The 19,774-nt window shown below is 35.7% G+C and carries 23 protein-coding genes, 1 tRNA gene and 1 pseudogene; 10 read left to right on the top strand and 15 right to left on the bottom strand.

What is annotated here, in order from left to right; translation table 11 throughout:
• Positions 1–3: 3 nt before the first annotated feature.
• Genes CCON33237_RS00780 through glmM form a run of 3 tightly spaced genes read right to left on the bottom strand, consistent with a single transcriptional unit; the run spans position 4 to position 2,141 of the window.
• On the bottom strand, positions 4–366 hold the full coding sequence (locus CCON33237_RS00780; RefSeq protein ID WP_054195979.1) for an NINE protein: 363 nt from the start codon (positions 364–366) through the stop codon (positions 4–6).
• Positions 356–808 (bottom strand): signal peptidase II, encoded by a 453-nt coding sequence (gene lspA, locus CCON33237_RS00785; protein WP_054195980.1) that lies wholly within the window; start codon positions 806–808, stop codon positions 356–358. The genes CCON33237_RS00780 and lspA overlap by 11 nt, the downstream gene beginning before the upstream one ends.
• A complete protein-coding gene (glmM, locus tag CCON33237_RS00790; protein ID WP_054195981.1) occupies positions 801–2,141 on the bottom strand; it encodes a phosphoglucosamine mutase in 1,341 nt (446 codons plus the stop codon). The genes lspA and glmM overlap by 8 nt, the downstream gene beginning before the upstream one ends.
• A gap of 157 nt (positions 2,142–2,298) precedes the next feature.
• Between glmM and rpsT the strand changes: the two genes are divergently transcribed.
• The 4 genes and pseudogenes from rpsT to CCON33237_RS09405 form a co-directional block, all read left to right on the top strand.
• Entirely contained in the window at positions 2,299–2,568 is a 270-nt protein-coding gene (gene rpsT / locus CCON33237_RS00795; RefSeq protein ID WP_004317319.1) for a 30S ribosomal protein S20, read from the top strand.
• Positions 2,569–2,582: 14 nt separating this feature from the next.
• Positions 2,583–3,650 carry a peptide chain release factor 1 gene (prfA, locus tag CCON33237_RS00800; protein WP_054195982.1) on the top strand — a complete coding sequence of 356 codons (1,068 nt, stop codon included), beginning with the start codon at positions 2,583–2,585 and terminating at the stop codon, positions 3,648–3,650.
• A gap of 343 nt (positions 3,651–3,993) precedes the next feature.
• The gene (locus tag CCON33237_RS00805; RefSeq protein ID WP_054195983.1) at positions 3,994–4,413 is read left to right on the top strand and encodes a TOBE domain-containing protein; all 420 of its coding nucleotides are present in this window, start codon (positions 3,994–3,996) and stop codon (positions 4,411–4,413) included.
• Between the two features lie 182 nt (positions 4,414–4,595).
• A pseudogene (locus CCON33237_RS09405) lies at positions 4,596–4,810 on the top strand (FAD-binding protein); the annotation flags it as partial.
• A gap of 27 nt (positions 4,811–4,837) precedes the next feature.
• Here the strand turns inward: CCON33237_RS09405 and CCON33237_RS00810 are convergent.
• Together CCON33237_RS00810 and CCON33237_RS00815 are read right to left on the bottom strand one after the other, a co-directional pair.
• On the bottom strand, positions 4,838–5,065 hold the full coding sequence (locus CCON33237_RS00810; protein WP_054195984.1) for a replication/maintenance protein RepL: 228 nt from the start codon (positions 5,063–5,065) through the stop codon (positions 4,838–4,840).
• 1 nt (position 5,066) lies between these two features.
• Positions 5,067–5,432, bottom strand: coding sequence for a diacylglycerol kinase (locus CCON33237_RS00815; protein WP_054195985.1), 366 nt, complete (start codon positions 5,430–5,432; stop codon positions 5,067–5,069).
• 53 nt (positions 5,433–5,485) lie between these two features.
• Here CCON33237_RS00815 and CCON33237_RS00820 point away from each other — a divergent pair, with 53 nt between their 5' ends.
• On the top strand, positions 5,486–6,244 hold the full coding sequence (locus tag CCON33237_RS00820) for an exodeoxyribonuclease III (protein WP_054195986.1): 759 nt from the start codon (positions 5,486–5,488) through the stop codon (positions 6,242–6,244).
• A gap of 3 nt (positions 6,245–6,247) precedes the next feature.
• Here CCON33237_RS00820 and CCON33237_RS00825 read toward each other — a convergent pair whose 3' ends face one another.
• Complete coding sequence (locus tag CCON33237_RS00825) at positions 6,248–8,668, bottom strand: bifunctional diguanylate cyclase/phosphodiesterase (protein ID WP_054195987.1); 2,421 nt, start codon at positions 8,666–8,668, stop codon at positions 6,248–6,250.
• A complete protein-coding gene (locus CCON33237_RS00830; RefSeq protein WP_054195988.1) occupies positions 8,658–9,530 on the bottom strand; it encodes a cytochrome-c peroxidase in 873 nt (290 codons plus the stop codon). Before CCON33237_RS00830 ends, CCON33237_RS00825 begins: the two co-directional genes overlap by 11 nt.
• Before the next feature lie 140 nt (positions 9,531–9,670).
• Between CCON33237_RS00830 and CCON33237_RS00835 the strand changes: the two genes are divergently transcribed.
• A complete protein-coding gene (locus CCON33237_RS00835; RefSeq protein ID WP_054195989.1) occupies positions 9,671–10,117 on the top strand; it encodes a type II secretion system protein in 447 nt (148 codons plus the stop codon).
• Positions 10,118–10,365: 248 nt separating this feature from the next.
• Positions 10,366–11,697: an MATE family efflux transporter gene (locus CCON33237_RS00840; protein ID WP_054195990.1), complete on the top strand. Its 1,332-nt coding sequence runs from the start codon at positions 10,366–10,368 to the stop codon at positions 11,695–11,697.
• On the opposite strand, the gene CCON33237_RS00845 is transcribed toward CCON33237_RS00840, so the two are convergent.
• From CCON33237_RS00845 to CCON33237_RS00860, 4 genes are read right to left on the bottom strand one after another with little or no spacing between them, the layout of a single operon-like run.
• Complete coding sequence (locus CCON33237_RS00845) at positions 11,678–12,484, bottom strand: metal ABC transporter permease (RefSeq protein WP_054195991.1); 807 nt, start codon at positions 12,482–12,484, stop codon at positions 11,678–11,680. The genes CCON33237_RS00840 and CCON33237_RS00845 overlap by 20 nt on opposite strands.
• A gap of 1 nt (position 12,485) precedes the next feature.
• Positions 12,486–13,271, bottom strand: coding sequence for a metal ABC transporter ATP-binding protein (locus CCON33237_RS00850; RefSeq protein WP_054195992.1), 786 nt, complete (start codon positions 13,269–13,271; stop codon positions 12,486–12,488).
• On the bottom strand, positions 13,268–14,773 hold the full coding sequence (locus CCON33237_RS00855; RefSeq protein WP_054195993.1) for a nickel/cobalt transporter: 1,506 nt from the start codon (positions 14,771–14,773) through the stop codon (positions 13,268–13,270). Before CCON33237_RS00855 ends, CCON33237_RS00850 begins: the two co-directional genes overlap by 4 nt.
• A 3-nt stretch (positions 14,774–14,776) precedes the next feature.
• The gene (locus CCON33237_RS00860) at positions 14,777–15,655 is read right to left on the bottom strand and encodes a metal ABC transporter solute-binding protein, Zn/Mn family (protein ID WP_054195994.1); all 879 of its coding nucleotides are present in this window, start codon (positions 15,653–15,655) and stop codon (positions 14,777–14,779) included.
• Positions 15,656–15,802: 147 nt separating this feature from the next.
• Between CCON33237_RS00860 and CCON33237_RS00865 the strand changes: the two genes are divergently transcribed.
• Positions 15,803–16,162, top strand: a complete 360-nt coding sequence (locus CCON33237_RS00865) for a Fur family transcriptional regulator (protein ID WP_054197362.1) — start codon at positions 15,803–15,805, stop codon at positions 16,160–16,162.
• On the opposite strand, the gene CCON33237_RS00870 is transcribed toward CCON33237_RS00865, so the two are convergent.
• Positions 16,153–16,545, bottom strand: coding sequence for an acyl-CoA thioesterase (locus tag CCON33237_RS00870; protein ID WP_054195995.1), 393 nt, complete (start codon positions 16,543–16,545; stop codon positions 16,153–16,155). The genes CCON33237_RS00865 and CCON33237_RS00870 overlap by 10 nt on opposite strands.
• A 46-nt stretch (positions 16,546–16,591) precedes the next feature.
• On the opposite strand from CCON33237_RS00870, the gene CCON33237_RS00875 reads away from it, so the two are divergent.
• Entirely contained in the window at positions 16,592–17,317 is a 726-nt protein-coding gene (locus CCON33237_RS00875) for a class I SAM-dependent DNA methyltransferase (protein WP_054195996.1), read from the top strand.
• On the opposite strand, the gene CCON33237_RS00880 is transcribed toward CCON33237_RS00875, so the two are convergent.
• Entirely contained in the window at positions 17,314–18,195 is an 882-nt protein-coding gene (locus CCON33237_RS00880) for a DMT family transporter (RefSeq protein WP_054195997.1), read from the bottom strand. The genes CCON33237_RS00875 and CCON33237_RS00880 overlap by 4 nt on opposite strands.
• Entirely contained in the window at positions 18,192–18,941 is a 750-nt protein-coding gene (locus tag CCON33237_RS00885) for a DUF4197 domain-containing protein (RefSeq protein WP_054195998.1), read from the bottom strand. Before CCON33237_RS00885 ends, CCON33237_RS00880 begins: the two co-directional genes overlap by 4 nt.
• Before the next feature lie 109 nt (positions 18,942–19,050).
• Between CCON33237_RS00885 and CCON33237_RS00890 the strand changes: the two genes are divergently transcribed.
• The gene (locus CCON33237_RS00890) at positions 19,051–19,611 is read left to right on the top strand and encodes a manganese efflux pump MntP (RefSeq protein WP_054195999.1); all 561 of its coding nucleotides are present in this window, start codon (positions 19,051–19,053) and stop codon (positions 19,609–19,611) included.
• Between the two features lie 83 nt (positions 19,612–19,694).
• Here CCON33237_RS00890 and CCON33237_RS00895 read toward each other — a convergent pair.
• Positions 19,695–19,769: transfer RNA gene (locus CCON33237_RS00895), tRNA-Glu, on the bottom strand.
• Positions 19,770–19,774 lie beyond the last annotated feature (5 nt).

The following is a 19,774-nucleotide window of genomic DNA, read 5'->3' on the forward strand; positions in this document are numbered from 1 at the left end:
TCCTTATCTAAAAAGTATCTCTTTTCTAGCTTCAAATTCAGCCTTGCTGATCGCACCACTCTCAAAAAGCTCATAAAGCCTTTTTAAGTCCTCTTCTTTATCTTTTAGTTTTAGTCTCTCTTTTAGCTCGACTTTTTGTAAATTTTTCTCGACATAAGCACCAACCAAAAATGCATCGATGATCCACCAAATGCCCCAAATAGCTAAGAATAAATAACCAACGAGGATGATTTGTAAAGAGTAACCGATAAAAAATAGTCCCATCATCAAAAAGCCAGTGATAAATTTACCAAGGTAAATTCTATGCGCTCCAAGCCAGCCAGTAAATAGCCAAAGCGCGTATGCGACGTAGATATTATTTCCCACTCTCTCTCCTTTTTCTAAAACTTTGCCAAAGTATCATCACGACGCAAAGATCGATCATCGCGTCAGCGAAGTTAAAGACCGCAAAGTTAAACCACTTGTGCCAAAAGACGTAATCCACGACGCCGCCATGGATAAATCTATCTGTGATATTTGAGCTGCCAGCTCCTAGCAAAGCTCCAAGCCAAATGGCATGCGAGCAAAGCAGTTTTTTCTCAACAACTAGATAGACAAAAACGCCTAAAATGAGGGCGATCTGGATAAATTTCAGCCACTCATCTAAAAAGGCTAACATCGAAAATGCAACGCCCTTATTATATGTAAGAACTAGCGAAAAAAACTCTCCGTCCCACGAAAAGCCATCTATAAATATCATTTTTATCGCTTGATCAACGATAAAAATGACGAAAAACGCGATGAAAAATTTGACTAAGTTTTTACGCATTTAAGGCTTTTATGAAAAATTTCTCAACTTCATCCATGCGTTTTTCAACTAAAGTTTGATTTTTACCCTCAAGCAAAAGTCTGATCAAATTTTCAGTGCCAGAGTATCTAAAGAGCGATCTTATGCCTTCTTTTGCAAGGCTAGCCTCAAGCTCTTTTAGCCCCTCTATCTTATCAAGCGGCTTTTTCTCTGTGATCTTTAAATTTAGCAAAATTTGCGGATACGGCTTTAGCTCGCCAAAAATTTCACTAGCTTTTTTGCCTTTTTTAAGCATCATCGCAACAACTTGCATTGAGGTAACAAGGCCGTCGCCAGTTTTGGCATAGTCGTTAAATATCACGTGACCGCTTTGCTCACCGCCAAAATTTATACCATTTTCTTTCATCATTTCAAGCACATATTTATCGCCTACATTTGAGCGAAGCAGCTTGATCTTGCGAGCTTTTAGATAGTCATCAAGTGCGGCGTTACTCATTACCGTAGCTACGACAGCTCCACCTTTTAGCGCCTTTTGCTCGTTTAAAAATGCAGCTAGTGAGCCAAGTATCGCATCGCCATGCACAACTTCGCCGTTTTCGTCAACTACTACAAGCCTATCAGCATCGCCGTCAAATGCAAAGCCGATGTCGGCACGAAGCCTTTTTACCTCGCTTGCTAGGTCCTCTGGATGAAGTGCGCCACAGTTTTGGTTGATATTGCTACCATTTGGTTCGTCGTTTATGACGATGACATCGGCTCCAAGCTCGCTAAATACAGTTGGTGCGACCTTGTAAGCAGCGCCATTTGCTACGTCTAAAACTACTCGTAAATTTTTTAAATTTAACTCTTTTGGGAATGAATTTTTTATCTGCACGATATATCTGCCAATAACATCGTCGATCCTCTTGTTTGCACCGATCTCTGTCATCGTCTTTTGGGCGTTTGCGATGAGCTCATCGTCGTAGAAGATTTTTTCTATCTCAGCCTCTATTGTCTCATCAAGCTTGTTGCCAAAGCTATCAAAAAATTTGATGCCGTTGTCGTAGTATGGGTTGTGTGAGGCGCTTATCATGATGCCAGCGTCACAGCGCATATTTTCTGTTAAAAATGCGATCGCAGGTGTTGGCATAGGGCCTATTTGAAGGACGTTGTAGCCAACTGCGGTTAGTCCTGCAACGATGGCTGTTTCTATCATATAGCCGCTTTTTCTAGTATCTTTTCCAACCAAAATCACATTTGTCGCTGAGGTCTTTCTAAAGTAAATTCCAGCAGCCATTGCAAGGCGCATAGATGTTTGAGCTGAAAGCTTTTCGCCAGCCTTGCCACGAACTCCGTCTGTTCCAAAAAGTTTCATAAATTTATCCTTTTTATTATAAAATGGTGCTATTTTATCAGAAATTATCAAATTTAAAATCTAAAATTTTATTTGTTTTAAAGCAGACTTAAATTCAGTTACAATTAAATATATTTTTCATATAATCACGGACTAAAATTATCAAAAAAGGTATATTATGGCAAACCATAAATCTGCTGAAAAAAGAGCTAGACAAACTATAAAAAGAACAGAAAGAAACAGATTTTATCGCACTAGACTTAAAAACATCACAAAAGCAGTGCGTGTAGCTGTAGAAGCTAAAGATCTAAATGCCGCAAATGAAGCTTTAAAAGTTGCTAACAAAAGCATCCACAGCTTCGTAAGTAGAGGCTTTTTGAAGAAACAAACTGCTGCTCGTCGCGTTAGTCGCCTTGCTCAATTAGTAAATACTCTAAAAGCTGCTTAATCTATTAAAATTTAATGTTTGCTGATAAACTTCATCCATTTTTGGATCGCTATGATGAAATTTCTACGCTTCTAAGCGATCCAAATATAGCAAACGATATCGAAAAGATGACAAAGCTCTCAAAAGAGCAATCATCTATCGAACCAGTCGCAACTGCTGCAAAAAAATATCTACAAATTCTAAATGACATTGAAGAGAATAAAGCCCTGCTTGAGGACTCTGAGCTTGGCGAGCTTGCAAAAGATGAGCTTAAAAATTTAGAAATTTCAAGAGAGAAGCTTGAAGAAGAGATCAAAATTTTGCTTCTCCCAAAAGATCCAAACGATGATAAAAATATATTTTTAGAAATTCGTGCAGGTACTGGTGGCGATGAGGCTGCACTATTTGTTGGAGATCTTTTTAATGCTTACATTAGATATGCAGAGCTTCGTGGATATAAATTTGAGATCGTTAGCCAAAGTGAAGGTAATACTGGTGGTTTTAAAGAGATCATCGTACTCATAAAAGGTAAAGGCGCTTACTCAAGACTAAAATTTGAAGGTGGCACGCATAGAGTTCAGCGTGTACCAGAGACTGAGAGCCAGGGCAGGGTGCACACTTCGGCTGTGACTGTGGCTATCATGCCAGAAGTCGAAGATAGTGAGATTGAGATTAATCCAAACGATATAAGAGTCGATGTTATGAGAAGCTCAGGCCACGGTGGCCAGTCGGTAAATACAACCGATAGTGCCGTTAGGATCACACATATACCAACAGGTCTTGTTGTCACAAACCAAGATGGCAAGAGCCAACACAAAAACAAAGAAGCTGCGATGAAGGTGTTAAAGGCTAGACTTTATGAGCTTCAAGAGCAAGAGAGGTTTGCAAAAGAGACTAGTGAGCGAAAGAGCCAAGTTGGCACCGGAGATCGTTCTGGTAGGATAAGGACATACAACTATCCGCAAAACCGTATAAGCGATCACCGTATAAATTTAACACTTTACCGCCTTGATGTGATTATGGCTGCGGGACTATTTGATGAGATCATCGAGCCGCTTATCACGCACTATCAAGCAGAAGCTATGCTAGAAGCTGGTATTTAAATTTTCAAATTTTTACTTCAAATTTTATAATTTATTTCTTTACTTAAAAATATTATTTTAGTTTAAAATACTTTTAAATTTACCAAACTTTAAAGCCAAATTTACAAGAATTTTATAAAAATAGATATTTAGAAGTAGTAGTTAGTAATATTTTTTCTCATTTTTTTCAAAATAATATAAATTAAATTTTTAGATTTTATTTCTCAAATAGCGATTTTTAGGATATTTAAAAGTATAAAATTTTTATTTTTGATATTATAATTTTGTATAAATGGTTTTAAGTTTTGCTTAATAATTCTACCTTACAATTTCACCATAATTTAATTCAAAAGAAGGAGACAAAATGTCAATAAGTGCAAGAAATCAACTAAATGTTGAGATCACAGAGGTAAGAACAGGTGCGGTAAATTCGCTAATATCTGCTAAGCTTGCAGGCGGTGAGGTGCTAAAAGCAACTGTTACGGTTGATAGTGAAAAAGGTCTTGATCTTAAAGTTGGCAAAAAAGCTATCTTTTTATTCAAAGCTTCAAGCGTTATCGTTTCAAAAGATGACAGCATCAAACTTAGCGCTACAAACCAAATCAAAGGTGTTGTTAGCGAGATAAAAGACGGAGCTGTAAATGCTGAAGTTATTATCGATGTAAATGGCAGCAAAATTTCTGCTATCATCACAAGAGAGTCAGTTAGTAGTCTAGCTTTAAAAGCAGGAGATAAAGTAACTGCAATTATCAAAGCAACTCAAATCATAGTTGGTGTTAAATAATTTACGGAGCAATTTTGCTCCGTTCTCCTAACTAAATCCCATTCTTAAACTAAGATCTAAAATACTATAAAATTTATCAACGAAATTATAAATTTAAATAAGTCGTAGTGAATATTTTTTAGAAAATTTATAACTAAAATTTATATTATTTTTTTACTTTTATAGCCTATCTGCCATTTTAAGCAGAGCATGGCACGCCAAAAGTTCACCACACAATGGGCGGGTTAAATATCAACACAAAAGCCCAAGTCATAAGCTCTCAAACGGCTATGCCTATACCAAATTTATATGCATCTGGCGAGAATGTAGGTGGCGTTCATGAGCCATTCGTCTAGGCCCAGTCGTGATAACTGACCGCTTGACATTTAGCATGATCACTACTGAGAGTATCAGTTAAAAAGATGTGGCAGGCGTTTGCTCGCCACTATAAATTTTTAAATCTATAAACTCCATTTTTCACTCTCTCAAAAATTTTCTTCTCTTCAAGCAGCTTAAAGGTATTTATTACGGTTGGTTTGCTCACATCTAGCTTTTCACAAATTTCTGAAATTTTTACTACAATAAAGCCATTTTTATCGCAGCTTTTAACTAGCAAATTTATAATTTCTACCTTTTTCTCGCCAATGATTGCCTTATAAATTTCTTCATTCATGCTAGCTCCAAATTTTATATCCTATCGCCACGCACCAAAGCGCGCCACATAAGAAATTTGCGATCATCACAGCCGCACTTCCTGCATCTTTTGCTGCCTTTGCTAGGGCGTGATAGTCTGGGCTTGCAAGATCAGTTACTCGCTCTAAACCTGAGTTTAGGCACTCGCAAACTAGCACAAATGCCATGCTAAAAATCAAAAATAGATTAAAAACAAGGTCAAAATTCCAAAAAAATAGCGATAGTGCTGCTAATAAAAATATGCAAATTTCTATACGAAAGCTCTTTTCATTTTTAAAAATTTCAGCCAAACCCTCTCTTGCATAGCCAAAATTTTTAAAAAATTTATACTCTGGCTGGTTTCTCATAATTTTCCTTTTTGTGATTTTTGGCATAATTATAATTAAAAAAAGGATGAAATTTGAAACTTATTAGCTGGAATGTAAATGGCCTTAGAGCACTTGTAACAAAGGATGGTTTCGCGTGGCTTACGGAGCAAAAGCCTGATTTTTTAGCGCTTCAAGAGATTAAAGTCAAAGAAAGTGACGTGCCAAAGGAAATTTATAACCTTGGCTTTAAAGATATCAGTGTAAACTCGGGTGAGAGGGCTGGATACTCTGGCGTGATGAGCCTAGCAAATTTTGACATTTCTACACAAAAGGCAGCTTTTTTTGACGATACGGAGGGGCGTGTTTTGGAACATAGATTTAATGATATCGTGCTTTTTAATATCTATTTTCCAAACGGTCAAAAGGATGACGAAAGGTTAGCCTATAAAATGGACTTTTACGAGAAATTTCTAGCTTACTGCAAAGAGCTTATAAAAAGCGGCAAAGAGGTAATATTTTGCGGCGATGTAAATACCGCTCACCGTGAGATCGACCTTAAAAATCCAAAGGCAAATGCCAAAACTTCAGGCTTTTTGCCTATTGAGCGAGCGTGGATAGATGAGGTGCTAAAAAGTGGCTTTATAGATACTTTTAGAGCTATAAATGGCGACGTAGCGGACGCTTACTCGTGGTGGAGCTACCGCTTTAATGCAAGGGCTAAAAATGTCGGCTGGAGAATTGATTATTTCTTTATTTCACAAGGATTAAAAGATAGGCTAAAAGACGCATTTATCTTGCCAGAGATCACAGGTAGCGATCACTGCCCAGTTGGGATAGATATAGAAATTTAGCCACTATTCCATTCTACGAGGCTTGCCCAGTAAGAAACCTTGTGCATAAGGTATTCCAAAATTTTTGATTTGATTTAAAATTTCTTCTGAGCTTGCGAACTCGGCTACTATTTTGTAGCCTTGTTTTTTTGCAAAGCTTACGATGGTTTCTACTAGAACTCTAGCATTTTCATCAAATGGAAGCTTTTTGATTATCGAGCCGTCTATTTTTATGGTGTCTATATCAAGCTCCAAAATTCGGTAATAGTTTGAATATCCTGAGCCAAAGTCATCAATAGAAATTTTACATCCATAGCCCTTGACGCGTTTTATGAAAGAATTTACCGCAACATAGTCGCTAAGCTCTTCGCTCTCTAGCATTTCAAAGCAAATTTTATTAGGATCTTTACACTCGTTTAGCTTGCTCTCTATAAGCTCTCTCATACTAGCATCAGCAATATCGGTAATTGATAAATTTATTGAGAACATATAATCTGGATATCTTTTGGCTAGATCAAACGCAAGACTTATCACCTTTTTGGTTATTTGCGGATATAGTTGCGTTTTCATGGCAATATCTAAAAATTCGCCCGGATAGTGTATCTTACCATTTTGATCGATTATACGAACCAAAACTTCATAATACTTTGCTTCGGTCTCATTTTCTTCTAAGTTAAAGATGCCTTGTGCTTCTACGATGACTCTATCGTTTTCTAACGCATCTTCAATTAGCTGAACTGCCAGCTGGTTTTTGTGATATTTCATCTCAATGGCGTCATTTTCTAGGTAGTAGTAAATATTGCTACCATTTTCTATTGCGAGCTGATTTGCAAGGACTGATTGCATTAGGCGGTTAGTTTGTGGGGTATCGTTTGGCAATGAAACACCAAATACTATCTTTATGCCTGGTAAATTTTCAAATTTTTCATCAATAGCTACATTTATTCTATTTGAGCCAAAATATTCTCTAATATATTCAATATCTCTTACGATATTATCGCCTTCATACCACATATAAAATGCGTCATCTTGAAATCTAAATAGCTTTGCTTTTATCTCAGAAGTATCTATGCAAAGCTTTAGTGTATCAGCTACTGCTTTTAGCATTGCATCGATAATCTTAGTTTGATAAAAGAATCTTAAAATTTTAAAATTCTTAATGCTTAAGCAAATGAGCACTCCATCTTTTTGTGCGTCTAAAATTTCAGTTAAAGCAAAGTAGTTGCCAAAGCCTGTTAGCTTATCGATTGAAGATTGTATTTTTATTTGTTCATTTTTTTGGGTTAGCTCGTTTAATATCAGTGTCTCTTTAGTCCTATCAAGTTTTACCGCTATATAGCCCTCAAATTTATTCTTAAAGAAAAATGGTGAAAATTTTACCTTTTCATATAAAAAATCACCGCTTTTTGTTCTACTTATAAGCTCATCGCTCTCCCAAGGTAGAGATTTTTGCACAGCCTCTTTTATGGATTCATAAAAGCTTTGCGGGTGCATATATGATTTTAGTATTCTAGGGTTTTTGCCTATTAATTCTTTTAGCTTGTAGCCAGTTTTTTCTTCAAAGGTTTTATTTACATATGAAATTCTATTGTCTTTGTCACAATAGATAATAGAACTATGATCGTTTTCAATTGTAGAACTTAGGAGTTTTATCTGTCTTAAGCGTCCTGAGGCTATTTTAATTTGAAAGAGGCCAAATGTACAAAATATTATAAATGTAAGCAAGCAAATTGTCTGAGCTATTTTTGTGTTACCAACTGCGTCAGAGTGAATTTCTAGAACTTTATTTCTAAAATTTTCTATTAGAATATCAAGATGTAGTTCTTTTGCACTATTTGAGATTGTATGTAAAGTTTTTGTAGCTTGAGTCGCATAAAGTATTTTGTCTAATACGCTTTGGGCTTTTTTGTTATCTTTATACTCGTTTTTATACATTTTTATTTGCTTTGAAATTTCATCTATTACTTCAGGACTAAGCATCAAAGCACCTTTTATCGCATAAAATATAGGCTCAAGCTTATTTAGAAGTGCGAGATTTTGTATCTCATATTGACTTATTTGGATATAAGAATCTATAGATGAGTTTACATAAGCTGATCTTTGTGTAAAAAATACTTTTTTAATAAATACATCTCTTATACTTTGTAGATCTTTTGTTATTTCATTTTGATAAAACAACATCATCTCATCACTAAGCATTGAAAGGTTACTCAAATTTGTATCAAAAGAATTTATGTCAGCATTGAGTTTGTCGTAGTTTGAGACATCATAAATATTATTTAAAGAAAAAGTTATCTCATTGTCTATAAATTTTAGATTTAAAATCCCGTCATCAAATTTATGAGCCGTATCAATGGCTATATTTGCTTTATATATAAAAAAAGCACTAATGAAAAATATAGCTACTAAGACGCTAAGTATGGTTCTTATTCGTTTAGTACTCATTTAGTATCCTAGGCTTTTTACCATTTAATGTAAGAAAAAATGAGTATAAAGCATCAATTTCATCTTTGCTAAGCTCATATCCTAGCTGATAGTTACCAATAAAGCTTATAGCCTCTTTTAGATCATTTATCTCTCCATGAGATAAATATGGGGCAGTTTTTGTAATATTTCTTAGTGATGGTACTCTTCTTAATCTTTTGCTTGTATCTAAGGCAGAAATTCTTTCTCGGCCAATATCTTGTGTCAAATTTCCTCCTAAATTTCTACCATTATGACAAGCGGCACAGCCTATATTATTAAATATCTCAAATCCTTTCTTTGCACTATCATCTATGGCATTGTTATCACCTGATATAAAACGATCAAATGGCGAATCAACACTCAAGACAGCCTTCTCAAACTCAGCTATTGCATCTGCAATATTATCAAAATTAATGCCGTCATTATAAATTTTTTTAAATAAAATTTTGTACTCAGAGATATTATTTACAGAATCCACTATCTTGTCGTTATCCGAGTTTAGTTCTATTCTAGAAGTTATGGACTCTTTTACTTGATCTTTTAAATTGCTAATCTTTGCATCGCTATAAAATAGATAGTTTGCTGCAGCATTTAATATGGTTGGAGGATTTAAAGTGCCTTTTTCCATGCTATCTTGGTTGCTTCCGCTTAAATTCCAATACAAGTTATGACAAGTTTGGCAAGAGTAGTTTTCATTTGGGCTTAGTCTTTTGTCAAAAAAGAGTTTTTTACCAAGCAGAGCCTTTTCTTCATTATATTTTACTACCGTGAGAGGTTTATAGGATTCATATTTACAAAATGAAATCGTGATGATAAATAGACAAAGTATAACGCCCTTCATAACGCCCCTAATTTTTAATTTTCTTTTTTATATCGGCAAATTTTTGATTTTTTATATAGTACATTATTTTATTGTTTTTTGAAATTTATGATACAATTCGCTCGATTTAGAAAATATTTATATTTCAGGGAGGAGAAGTCATGAAAAAAGGCTTTACGATGATTGAGTTGATCTTCGTGATCGTTATATTGGGTATATTAGCCGCGGTTGCTATACCAAAACTAGCTGCAACAAGGGATGATGCAGAGATAGCAAAAACTGCTACAAATATACAAACACTTATTGCTGATTTGGGTTCTTACTACACTTCACAAGGCGAATTTGCTAGTAATTCGGATATTAAAGAAGCTGTCAAAAAAATGTCAAATGTAAAAATACCAGTAAAAGCAAAAAATGATGAGTGTTTAGAGGTACGTCCTGGAAATAACACTAGTGGTGAAATAGGCATTACTATAAAAACAGGTGGTCTTTGTGAACAAGTTTGGGGATTGCCAGGACTAGTAGATGTTAAAGCTCTAATCGAAAGTAGCGACAATAAGACAGCTAATACGCTTAAATTTGGCGGCATGGGCATAAAATATAAATAAAATTTTTAGCAAGGTATTTCCTTGCTTTTTATGATATTTAGCTTACTAAATTTTTAATATAACAAAGACTGATAGAAATACGAATTTTTACACAAATAATTTATATACATAAAAATAAGCTTTCTAAGTTTTAATGCGTTGCCAAAAGATATCAAATCTTAACTATGCTAATGAGTAATGGCTTTTTATTAAATTTAGTTGATTTTCTTCTTTGCAAATTTTAAAGATAAAAAACGTAAAATCAAAGCATGGATTTACTAAAAGACCCGTTAAATAAGCTCATCATCTCGCTTTCGCTTCCGGCTGGCACCGCAATGATGTTTAATACTCTTTATAACGTCACTGGCACATTTTTTGCAGCAAAAATTTCTACCCTTGCCGTAGCTGGTATGGCTATGAGCTTTTTACTTTATCTAAGTATTGTGGGCATTGGGCTTGGTTTTGGCTCAGCACTAACTGCGCTAATAGGCAATAGCCTTGGAGCAGGAAAGATAAAAATGGCTAAATTTTATGCGGCAAATGGAGTTACTTTTGTGCTGGTATTTGCTATTTTTATGGGGTTTTGTGGCTATTTTTTAGCACCAAATTTACTCACTTTTTTAGGAGCTGATCATCACTATTTAAAAGAGGCGCTTGATTACGCGGGTGTTATCTTTCTTGCTGCACCATTTTTCTTGATTATCAAATCTCTAAACGGCGTGCTTGTGTCACTTGGAGATACAAAAAGTTACCGCGATTGGCTATTTTATGGCCTTTTTATCAATGCATTTTTTTGCTACTTTTTTGCATTTATTTTGGATCTTGGTGTAAAAGGGCTTGCTCTAGCAACAGCGAGTGTTCAGCTTTTGGGCATGATCTACCTTTTTGTAAAAGTTAAAAAGGCTAAGATGATCGAGCCAAGAAATTTAAGCTATTTTGTGCCAAATTTTAGCATTTGGGCAAAGATTACAAAGCAAGCTCTACCAGCTTGCTTAAACTATCTATCGATGTCGCTTGGCTCACTTGTACTTTTAAAATTTATAAGCTACTATGGCGTAAATACCGTAGCGGGATATGGTATAGCTTTAAGGATAGAGCAAATTTTGGTATTGCCGACCATTGGTATGGCCGCAGCAGTTTTAAGTATCGTTTCAAGAAACTATGGCGCTAAAAATTTTAAAAGAGCTAAGCAATGCTATAAAATTTCGCTTCTTTTTTTACTTATTTATTGTGCATTTGCTTGCGTTTTTATTAGATTTTTTGGTGAAGATATGATAAGAATTTTTGATGATACGCCGGCAGTTTTGGAGATAGCAGGGCTTTATCTTGGTATAAATTCTCTTGCTTACGTAGCTTATGGCACGATAAATGTCTCAGGCAGCACTCTTCAGGCCATAAAACGCCCAGTGGCCATCTTTTTGCTAAATGGATTTAGGCAATTTGTGCTTCAAGGATCACTTTTTTACGTGGTAGTCTTCTATTTTGGTCTTGAGATAAAATTTATATGGTTGGCCCTATTTTTTAGTGTTTATCTCACAGCCATTTGTTTTGTCTTTTGGACACTTTATCAGTTAAGAAGGGCTACTGACGTAAGCTTTTAAATTTAAAACAAAAAGCAAAAAAGCAAAGTGAAGCAACTAAGATTATGCTAGCTCCGCCTGTTAGGTTAAAATAAAAGCTAATAAATAGACCGCTAAAGCAAAAAACGACTGAAAAGATAGTGGAGATTAGCATCATCAGTCCCAGTCTTTTGGCAAAAATTTGTGCTAAATATGGCGGTATAGTAAGAAGAGCGATGACTAGAATCAGCCCAACAACACGGATCGTAGCCACCACACAAAGTGCCATCATACATACTAATAAATAGTGAAAAAATGTTGTATTTACGCCGCGCAGCTTTGCAAATTCTGCATCAAAACTAATAGCTACAAATTGACGATAAAAAAGGGCAATGAGTGCTAAAAATAAGATATCTAAAATACTCATAAATGTTATATCTTGCCCACTCACTGCTAAGATAGAGCCAAAAAGATAACTCATAAGATCGGCATTGTATCCCGGAGTTAAATCGATAAAAATGATACCAATAGCCATGCCAAATGCCCAAATAGCACCGATAACTGAGTCGATGTTGGTTTTATCTTTTAACGTGATAGTGGCGATTATAAGGGCTAAAAAGAGTGAAAATATGCTAGCTCCAAGAAGTGGTTCGAGCGAGAAGAAAAAGGCAAGTCCGATGCCGCCATACGCTCCGTGCGCGATGCCGCCAGCGATAAAAGTCATTTTATTTATAACAACGAGCGAGCCTATGAGCCCACAAATGATACTAACTAAAATGCCAGCAATAAAGGCATTTTGCATAAAATTTAACTCTAAAATTTCACTCATTTCATCTCTTTAGCTTAAAAACATTACTTTTGATTTTGCACTCACATTCGCCAAGTGCGATCTCGACATCGCAAAAATGGCTATGAGATTTTGCTAAATGCTCTATAAATTCTCTTTTTGCGGTATCTTCATGAGTTTTATGGATATGTAAATTTTTACTCACATAGGCGATTTTCGTAGCATAATTTAGCACGATATTTAGATCGTGACTTACCAAAACTACGCCAACACCACTTGTATTTATATTTTTTAAAATTTCATAAATTTCAGCCTGACCCTTTGTGTCGATACTGGCTGTTGGCTCGTCTAAAACGAGAACCTTTGCATTTGCACAAAGCGCTCTTGCGATATATACTCGCTGTCTTTGGCCACCGCTTAGCTCACCAATTCTAGCGCTTGCAAATTCTTTCATGCCAACTTTCTCAAGGGCACCAAGAGCCATTTGTTTCTCAGCTTGCGAGTAAAAACCAAAAATTTTTTTATCGATTAGCCCCATTAAAACTACTTCTAAAACCATCATCGGAAAGCTTTGATTTGAGAGAAAATTTTGAGGCACATAACCTATAAATTTACTAACTTCGCTTGGCTCTTTTCCAAAGAGCTTTATCTCGCCACTTTGAGGCTTAAGCAGCCCTAAAATAAGCTTTAAAAGCGTACTTTTACCACCACCATTTGGACCGATGATAGCTAAGAACTCATCGCTACTATAATCTAAATTGATACCTTCTAAAACCACTTGCTTATCGTAGCTAAAGTTTAAATTTCTAATTTTTATAATTTCTTTCAAAACAGACTCTTTTGCGTAAATGTCGTAGTAAAAATAAAAAGTCCAAGCCAAAGCATAACGCTAAGAGCCATAAATTCGGCATAGATTTTAAACTTTTTTAACTTAATGTTTGTGCTCTCATTTATCTTGGCTCCAAAAACAGCCGCTAAAAATATCACTGCGCTCATGCCAAGCGCCATAAATAGGCCGCTTATAACGCCTGCAAAGTAGCTGCCTAGCTCATTTGCTAGCACAAAGACAAGTATCGTGCCAGGACAAGGAATAAGTGCCGCAGCAGCCGCAACCAGCCATTCTTCTTTGTTTTTTGGTTTTTTTGTAGTACAGATATTACAGCCACAGTCGCTAGTAAATTTTGTATTTTTACTCAAATTTTGGCTTAAACTTGAGCTAAAAATATAAAATTTACTTAACTCTTTTTTGCTTGAAAGATAAATTTTGACCTTTTTATAAAGCATAAAAATCGCTACAAAAAAGATAATAACGCCAGAAAATGCTGTCGTAACGCTTGCTGTATCTTTTGTCAGATCGCTACTGATCTCACGTAATATCATAAAACTAGCAAGCACAAAAATAAACGCACCCACAACATGTAAAAATCCGATCTTTAAAGAGAAGAAAAAGGCTTTGGCGTAGCTTCCACCAGTTGCGGCGAAATATGAGCTTGTAAGCACCTTACCATGTCCCGCAGATGCAGCGTGTAAAAAGCCATAACCAAATGATATGAGCGCTAAAAATAGCAGAGTTAGCGGACTTTTTTGATCAAAATTTCTTAGAATTTGCTTTAATCTATCAAGCATGCTTAGACTTGTTTTTGAAACAAGATCAAACTTAGCTTCATCGATCTTATCGATCTGGCTTAAATTTTCATCTTCAAAATTTACTGAGTTTGGCTCCTTTAGAAGCTCTTTTAACGCAGGCTTTTCGTTATGAGCTTTGGCCGCAGCCTTACTTGAAAATGTAAAAAATATTAAATTTGCATTTGGATTTGGTATCGTCCAAAACTGATCTGACACTAAAAATGCGTTATTTTGTGTAAATTTAAAATTAAAATATCCCTCTTTATCGTCCATTTCAACAGATACCACAAAGCCATCTTTGATAAGCAAATTTGTTTTAAAACTAACATCAAATTTTAATCTGCCCTCATCAAAATAGAGTTTATACTTTTTTAAATTTAGCTCAAGCTTTGTAGCATTTTCATCTTTGTAAAAGTGCTCAATATTCGTTAAATAGTGCCTTGGCACAAGATAATCAAGTAAATTTAAGCGGATCTTTTTGATCTCGCTTTCATCTATCTTTTCATCCTGATTTAGGTCAAAATTTTGCCTCATAAGCTCTGAGAAATTTTGCGAAAATGTCCATGAAAAAGCAATTGTAGTGATATTGTTTTCGTTTGAGTCAAATTTTACGCTCACGTGAGCGGTCGGGCTATAAAGCGAGCAAAGGGCACACCCGAAGGCATTTATAGCAAAGAAGCAAATGACAATCAGGCGTGCTAACATTTTTTATAGACTCTTAGCAAAAATTTCTGCTGTTTTTTTCATCTCATCTAGCCAATTTTCTGGGAGCTGATCGATGCTTATGACCTTTGAGTCAGTCTCTTTTGCTACTAAATTCGCAGCCTTTGTTGGAAACTGTGGAGCTACAAAAATGACCTTTACGCCGTGCTCTTTAGCTTCTTCTATGAGCTCTTTTAGCTCAGCTGGCTTTGGCTCTTTGCCCTCTATCTCGATGGCGATTTGCTCTAAGTTATAGCGTTTTGCAAAATATCCCCAAGATGGGTGATATACGATAAATTCGCGAGTTTTAACATCTTTTAGAGTATTTTTGATAAAACTATCAAGCTCGTCAAGATTAGCTTTAAATTTAGCTAAATTTTCCTCATAGAGCTTTGCATTTTGCGGGAATTTCTCTATTAATGCCTTAGCAATATTATCAGCTTGAGTTTTTACTAAAACTGGATCAAGCCAAATGTGCGGATCAAGGCCATCATGATGATGGTGATGATGTTCGCCAGCTTCGTGGTCATGGCTATGATGCTCGTGATGCTCATGTTCATCGCTCATAGCGATCTTTTCGATACCTTCTTGTGTTTTTACAATGTGTAAATTTTTAAAAGATTTTGAAAAACGCTCTAGCCAAGTATCTTCAAACTCAATACCAATAGCAAAGTAAAGCTCGCTCTTTTCAAGCTCCTTCATCTGTTTTGGCTTTGGCTCATAAGTGTGCGGATCAGCACCTTTGCCAACCATTGTATTTACGCTTAGTGTATCACCAGCAATCTGCTCAACAAAAAATTTTGTAGGCAATATACTAGTCGTAACAACTGGCTTTGCAAAAAGCGACAAAGCGCAAACTGCTAAAAAAACAAAAATCTTTCTCACCATCTCTCCTTTGTTTGAAAAAATATTGCGGAAGTTTAGCAGATTGCAACTTGGTTGCAACTTAAAGAACAAAAGCCTAAATATAGTGCTTTTTAAATGAAATTTAAAACTTTTAGCGTTAATATACAAAAAATAAAAAGGGCAAGGATGAATGCAAGAAATTTCTTAGAAGAGCATAGTATCAAAGCAACTGCTTTTCGCATAAAGCTTGTTGAAATTTTGCAAAATGCCAAAACTCCATTAAGTTATGATGAAATTTTAGAAAGCCTTAATGCAAATAAAACTACTTTTTATAGAAGCATAGAAATTTTTGAAAAAAAGGGCCTTGTCATAAAAACTGAAAATAATCATAAAAGCTACTACGAACTAGCAAATGAGGCAAAAGCGTACTTTATCTGCGATGTCTGTCATAAAGTCACAAACATTGATATGCCTCATCTAAATGTCGCTAAAAATATAAAAAGCGCCGTGATAAAAGGCGTTTGTGATGAGTGTGATCACGAATAAAGAGCGATTATCTCAGCCGGAATGGCTTTTGGGCGATTTGTTTTTAGATCGATATAGACAAACTCGGTCTTGCCGGTTGCTATTAGCTCGTCATCCTTTTTAAACTCAAAGTATCTACAAGAAGTCGCCTTGCCTTCAGCTTGTGTGTAAGTATGAATTTCTATCTCATCCATCAATTTTACGCTTTTTATATATTTGGCTTCATTTTTTCTAATGAGCCAGATCTCGCCTCTTTTATACTGCGCCTCAACCGTGTCGCCAACCGCTGCAGAGTGTGCAAATGCAGCCTCTTGCATAAGAGTAAAATAATAGACATTATTCATGTGTCCGTGCATATCAATGGCTTGTGGTGGGATTATTGCTTTGTAGATAAAATCTTTCATTTCTGACCTTTTTTGCTAGAATTATAACCAAAAATAAGGAGCTAAAATGCAAAATTTATGGGATAAAAAGGCGTCAAATTATCAAAGGTTTGATGGCAAAGTAAGTGCTATTCAGCAACAAATTTTTGCTAAAGCCTTAGCTTGGGGAGTTGATTTTAGCGGTAAAGAAATTCTTGATATAGGCTGTGGTACCGGTGTTTGGACGATATTTTTATCAAAAACTGCAAAAGATATAACAGGTATCGATAGCTCAAAAAATATGATAGAAATTTTAAATGAAGATGCTAAAAGATTTGGCGTGACAAATTTAACCAGCGAGGTTTGCTCTTGGAGAGAATTTAAGCCCACAAAGCGCTTTGATATCGCGATTTGCACGATGAGTCCAGCGATTGCTAGAGATGAAGATTTTGTTAAATTTCATAGTATCGCAAAGCAAAAACTCTACCTTGGCTGGGATAAGCCTAGAAGCTCTGATTTGATTGAGCCATTTTTTGAAAAATTTGGCCGCACTCTCTCGCAGAAAAATGTTGTAAATAGACTTGAAGCATGGCTAAATGAGCAAGGCATAGCTTATAAGAGTGAAATTTTAAATGAGACAAGGATCGCAAGACGAAGCATGCAAGAAGCTGCTGAGAATATCTGCTGGCACCTTGAGATAAACGGAGCTAAAAACTACGATGAAAAAGCGGTTTTAGCGATGTTAAAAGAGAAATTTGACGGCGAGTTTATAGATGAAAAGATAGAGTCGCAGATGAAGCTTTTTATCTTTTAAGCTAGTTTTGACCTAGAGAAAAATTTTTTACCAAATTCGCTAAAAATAACTCCAAAGATTATTAAGATCGCGCCAAAAATTTGTATGAGTGTTAGCATTTCGTCAGCAAAAAAATAGCCGATAAAGCCAGCAGAAACTGGCTCTAGGCAGAAAAATAAAGCTGCTTTGCTGGCTGTTGTATATCTTTGAGCGATGGTTTGTACAAAGTAGCAAAAAATGGTGCCAATAAATGCAGTGATGAAAATTGCTATAAAAAATTCCCTATCGTAATTTGGCACCACACTACCTTCAATAAATGCAAAGACAAATGAGAGTAAAGAGACGGTGAGAAATACCACAAATACGAGTAGATAAAGCTCACATTTTCTTACAAAGTGGCCATTTAAGCTCGTGTAAAGTGCGTAAAATATGGCACAAAGTAGGGCAAGTGCCTCGCCAGCTCCTAAAGCAAGAGTGGCTCCACTTAAAAGCCATAGTCCAAAAATAGCAATAAATGCACCAAAAATAGCAAAAATGGTTATTTTATTTTTAAAAATAAGTGCTGTCATAAAAGGCACAATCACACACTCAAGCCCTGTGATAAAGGCAACACTTGAGCTAAAAGTAAGCTTTAGAGCATAAGTTTGAGCAACAAATGAGCCAAAGAGAACTACGCCAAGAATAGTGCCATAAACCACACTTTTTTTATCAAAAATTTTAGAAAATTTAAATGCTATAAGTCCCATAAAAATAGCGGAAATAAAAAATCTACAAAAGAGCATGACAAAGACACTATTTGTTCTTAGTGCATTTGCCATAGGTAAAAACGTAGCGCCCCAAACGATGGCAACTACGATAAGAGCGATGTCAGCTTTGTTTTGAGCGGTCAAATTTCTCATTTAAATATCGAGTCTAGCACCTTTTTGCCGCTATCTAGGCTAAAGCCACTTCTTAGCCCCTTTTCCTTCTCGCTCATAACGTTAAATAGCCCATCTAGCGTCTTTCTCGTGATATATGCGTTTAGGTCTTCGCCATCATCTGGCACATATTCGCTTTCGCCTAAATTTTTAGCTAGGCTCTTTACTGATTTTATCGTTTCGTTGTTTTTTACTGAGTTGCCGATGAAAGAATTTAGCCCATTATAGGCAGTCGCAAAGCTATTATCGCTCATCATTTTCTCAATGATCGGAGTAAATGCTGCCTTTAGCTTTTGGCTGGAGCTTTGCTGCAAATACTTTGTAACGCTGTCACTACCGCCGTTAAAGAGCTTTTTGACATCTGCTTCGCTCATATTTTTTATGCTCTCGCTAAAAATTTCAGCAGCCTTTGGTACAGCCGTGGTCGCGGCATTGTTTATCGACTTGCTAAGATCCTGCGCCCACTTCTCTCCGCCCACTTTTTTGGCTAAATTTGACGCCATTTCAAGGCTTTTTGGAAGTGGGATTTTAGCTGTGGCGTTGTTTATAAAGCCCTCTTTTGAAAGCTCGCTCACAGCAGCATTTAGCGCCTCGCTAACTAGGCTTTTGTAATCTCCACTTGATGCATGAGTGGCGATTTTGACGCCTTTGTTTATCATATCATCCATATTTGTGGCTTGTAAATTTAAAGCAAGTGCGCCACAAAGAATAACAAGAGATCTTTTCATCTTCTCTCCTTTTTAAAATTTAGAGCAAAATCATACAAGAAATATCTAAACACTTAAAATAAATTTAATCTTTTTGCACTAGAATTCACCCTTTTTCTAAAGGAAGATTATGCAACTTTTACTTCTTAGCTTCGCTCTTAGTATGGATAGTGCGGCACTAAATATGGCAAATGGTGCAAGGTATAAAAATTTAGCTCTTAATAAAATTTTATTTATTGCTTTTATACTTGGCTTTTTTCAGTTTCTTATGCCGCTTCTTGGTTATCTTTTAGGTGTTAGTTTTGCAAAATTTATAAGCTCGGTTGATCATTTTATTGCATTTTTTATACTTTGCTTTCTTGGTTTTAGAATGTTTAAAGAGGCCTGTAACAAAGAGGAGTGTGAGTATCTTAAGATAGGATTTAAGACCATTTTGTATGGGGCATTTGCTACTAGTGTGGATGCTCTTGCCGTTGGCGTCACACTTAGCTTTGAAGAGATAAACATCTTTCAAAGCTCGCTCATCATCGGTGTAGTCTGCTTTGCATTAAGTTTGATTGCTTTTTATATAGGTAAATTTATGGGTGAAATTTTAGAGAAAAAGGCGCTCTTTTTGGGAGGAGCGATATTAATTTTTCTAGGTTTTAAAATTTTAATAACACATTTAATTGAAAGTGGCGCAGTTCAATAAAAATTTAAAATAACAATTAAAAATAATATTTAAGATTAACTATATTTTAAAGCTTATATGGATAAGATTTTGGTTTTTAGAAGTGGTGACCCATACGAGACTCGAACTCGTGTTACCGCCGTGAAAGGGCGATGTCCTAACCGCTAGACGAATGGGCCACATG

Origin of the sequence: Campylobacter concisus (assembly GCF_001298465.1) — a bacterium.
Lineage (GTDB): Bacteria > Campylobacterota > Campylobacteria > Campylobacterales > Campylobacteraceae > Campylobacter_A > Campylobacter_A concisus.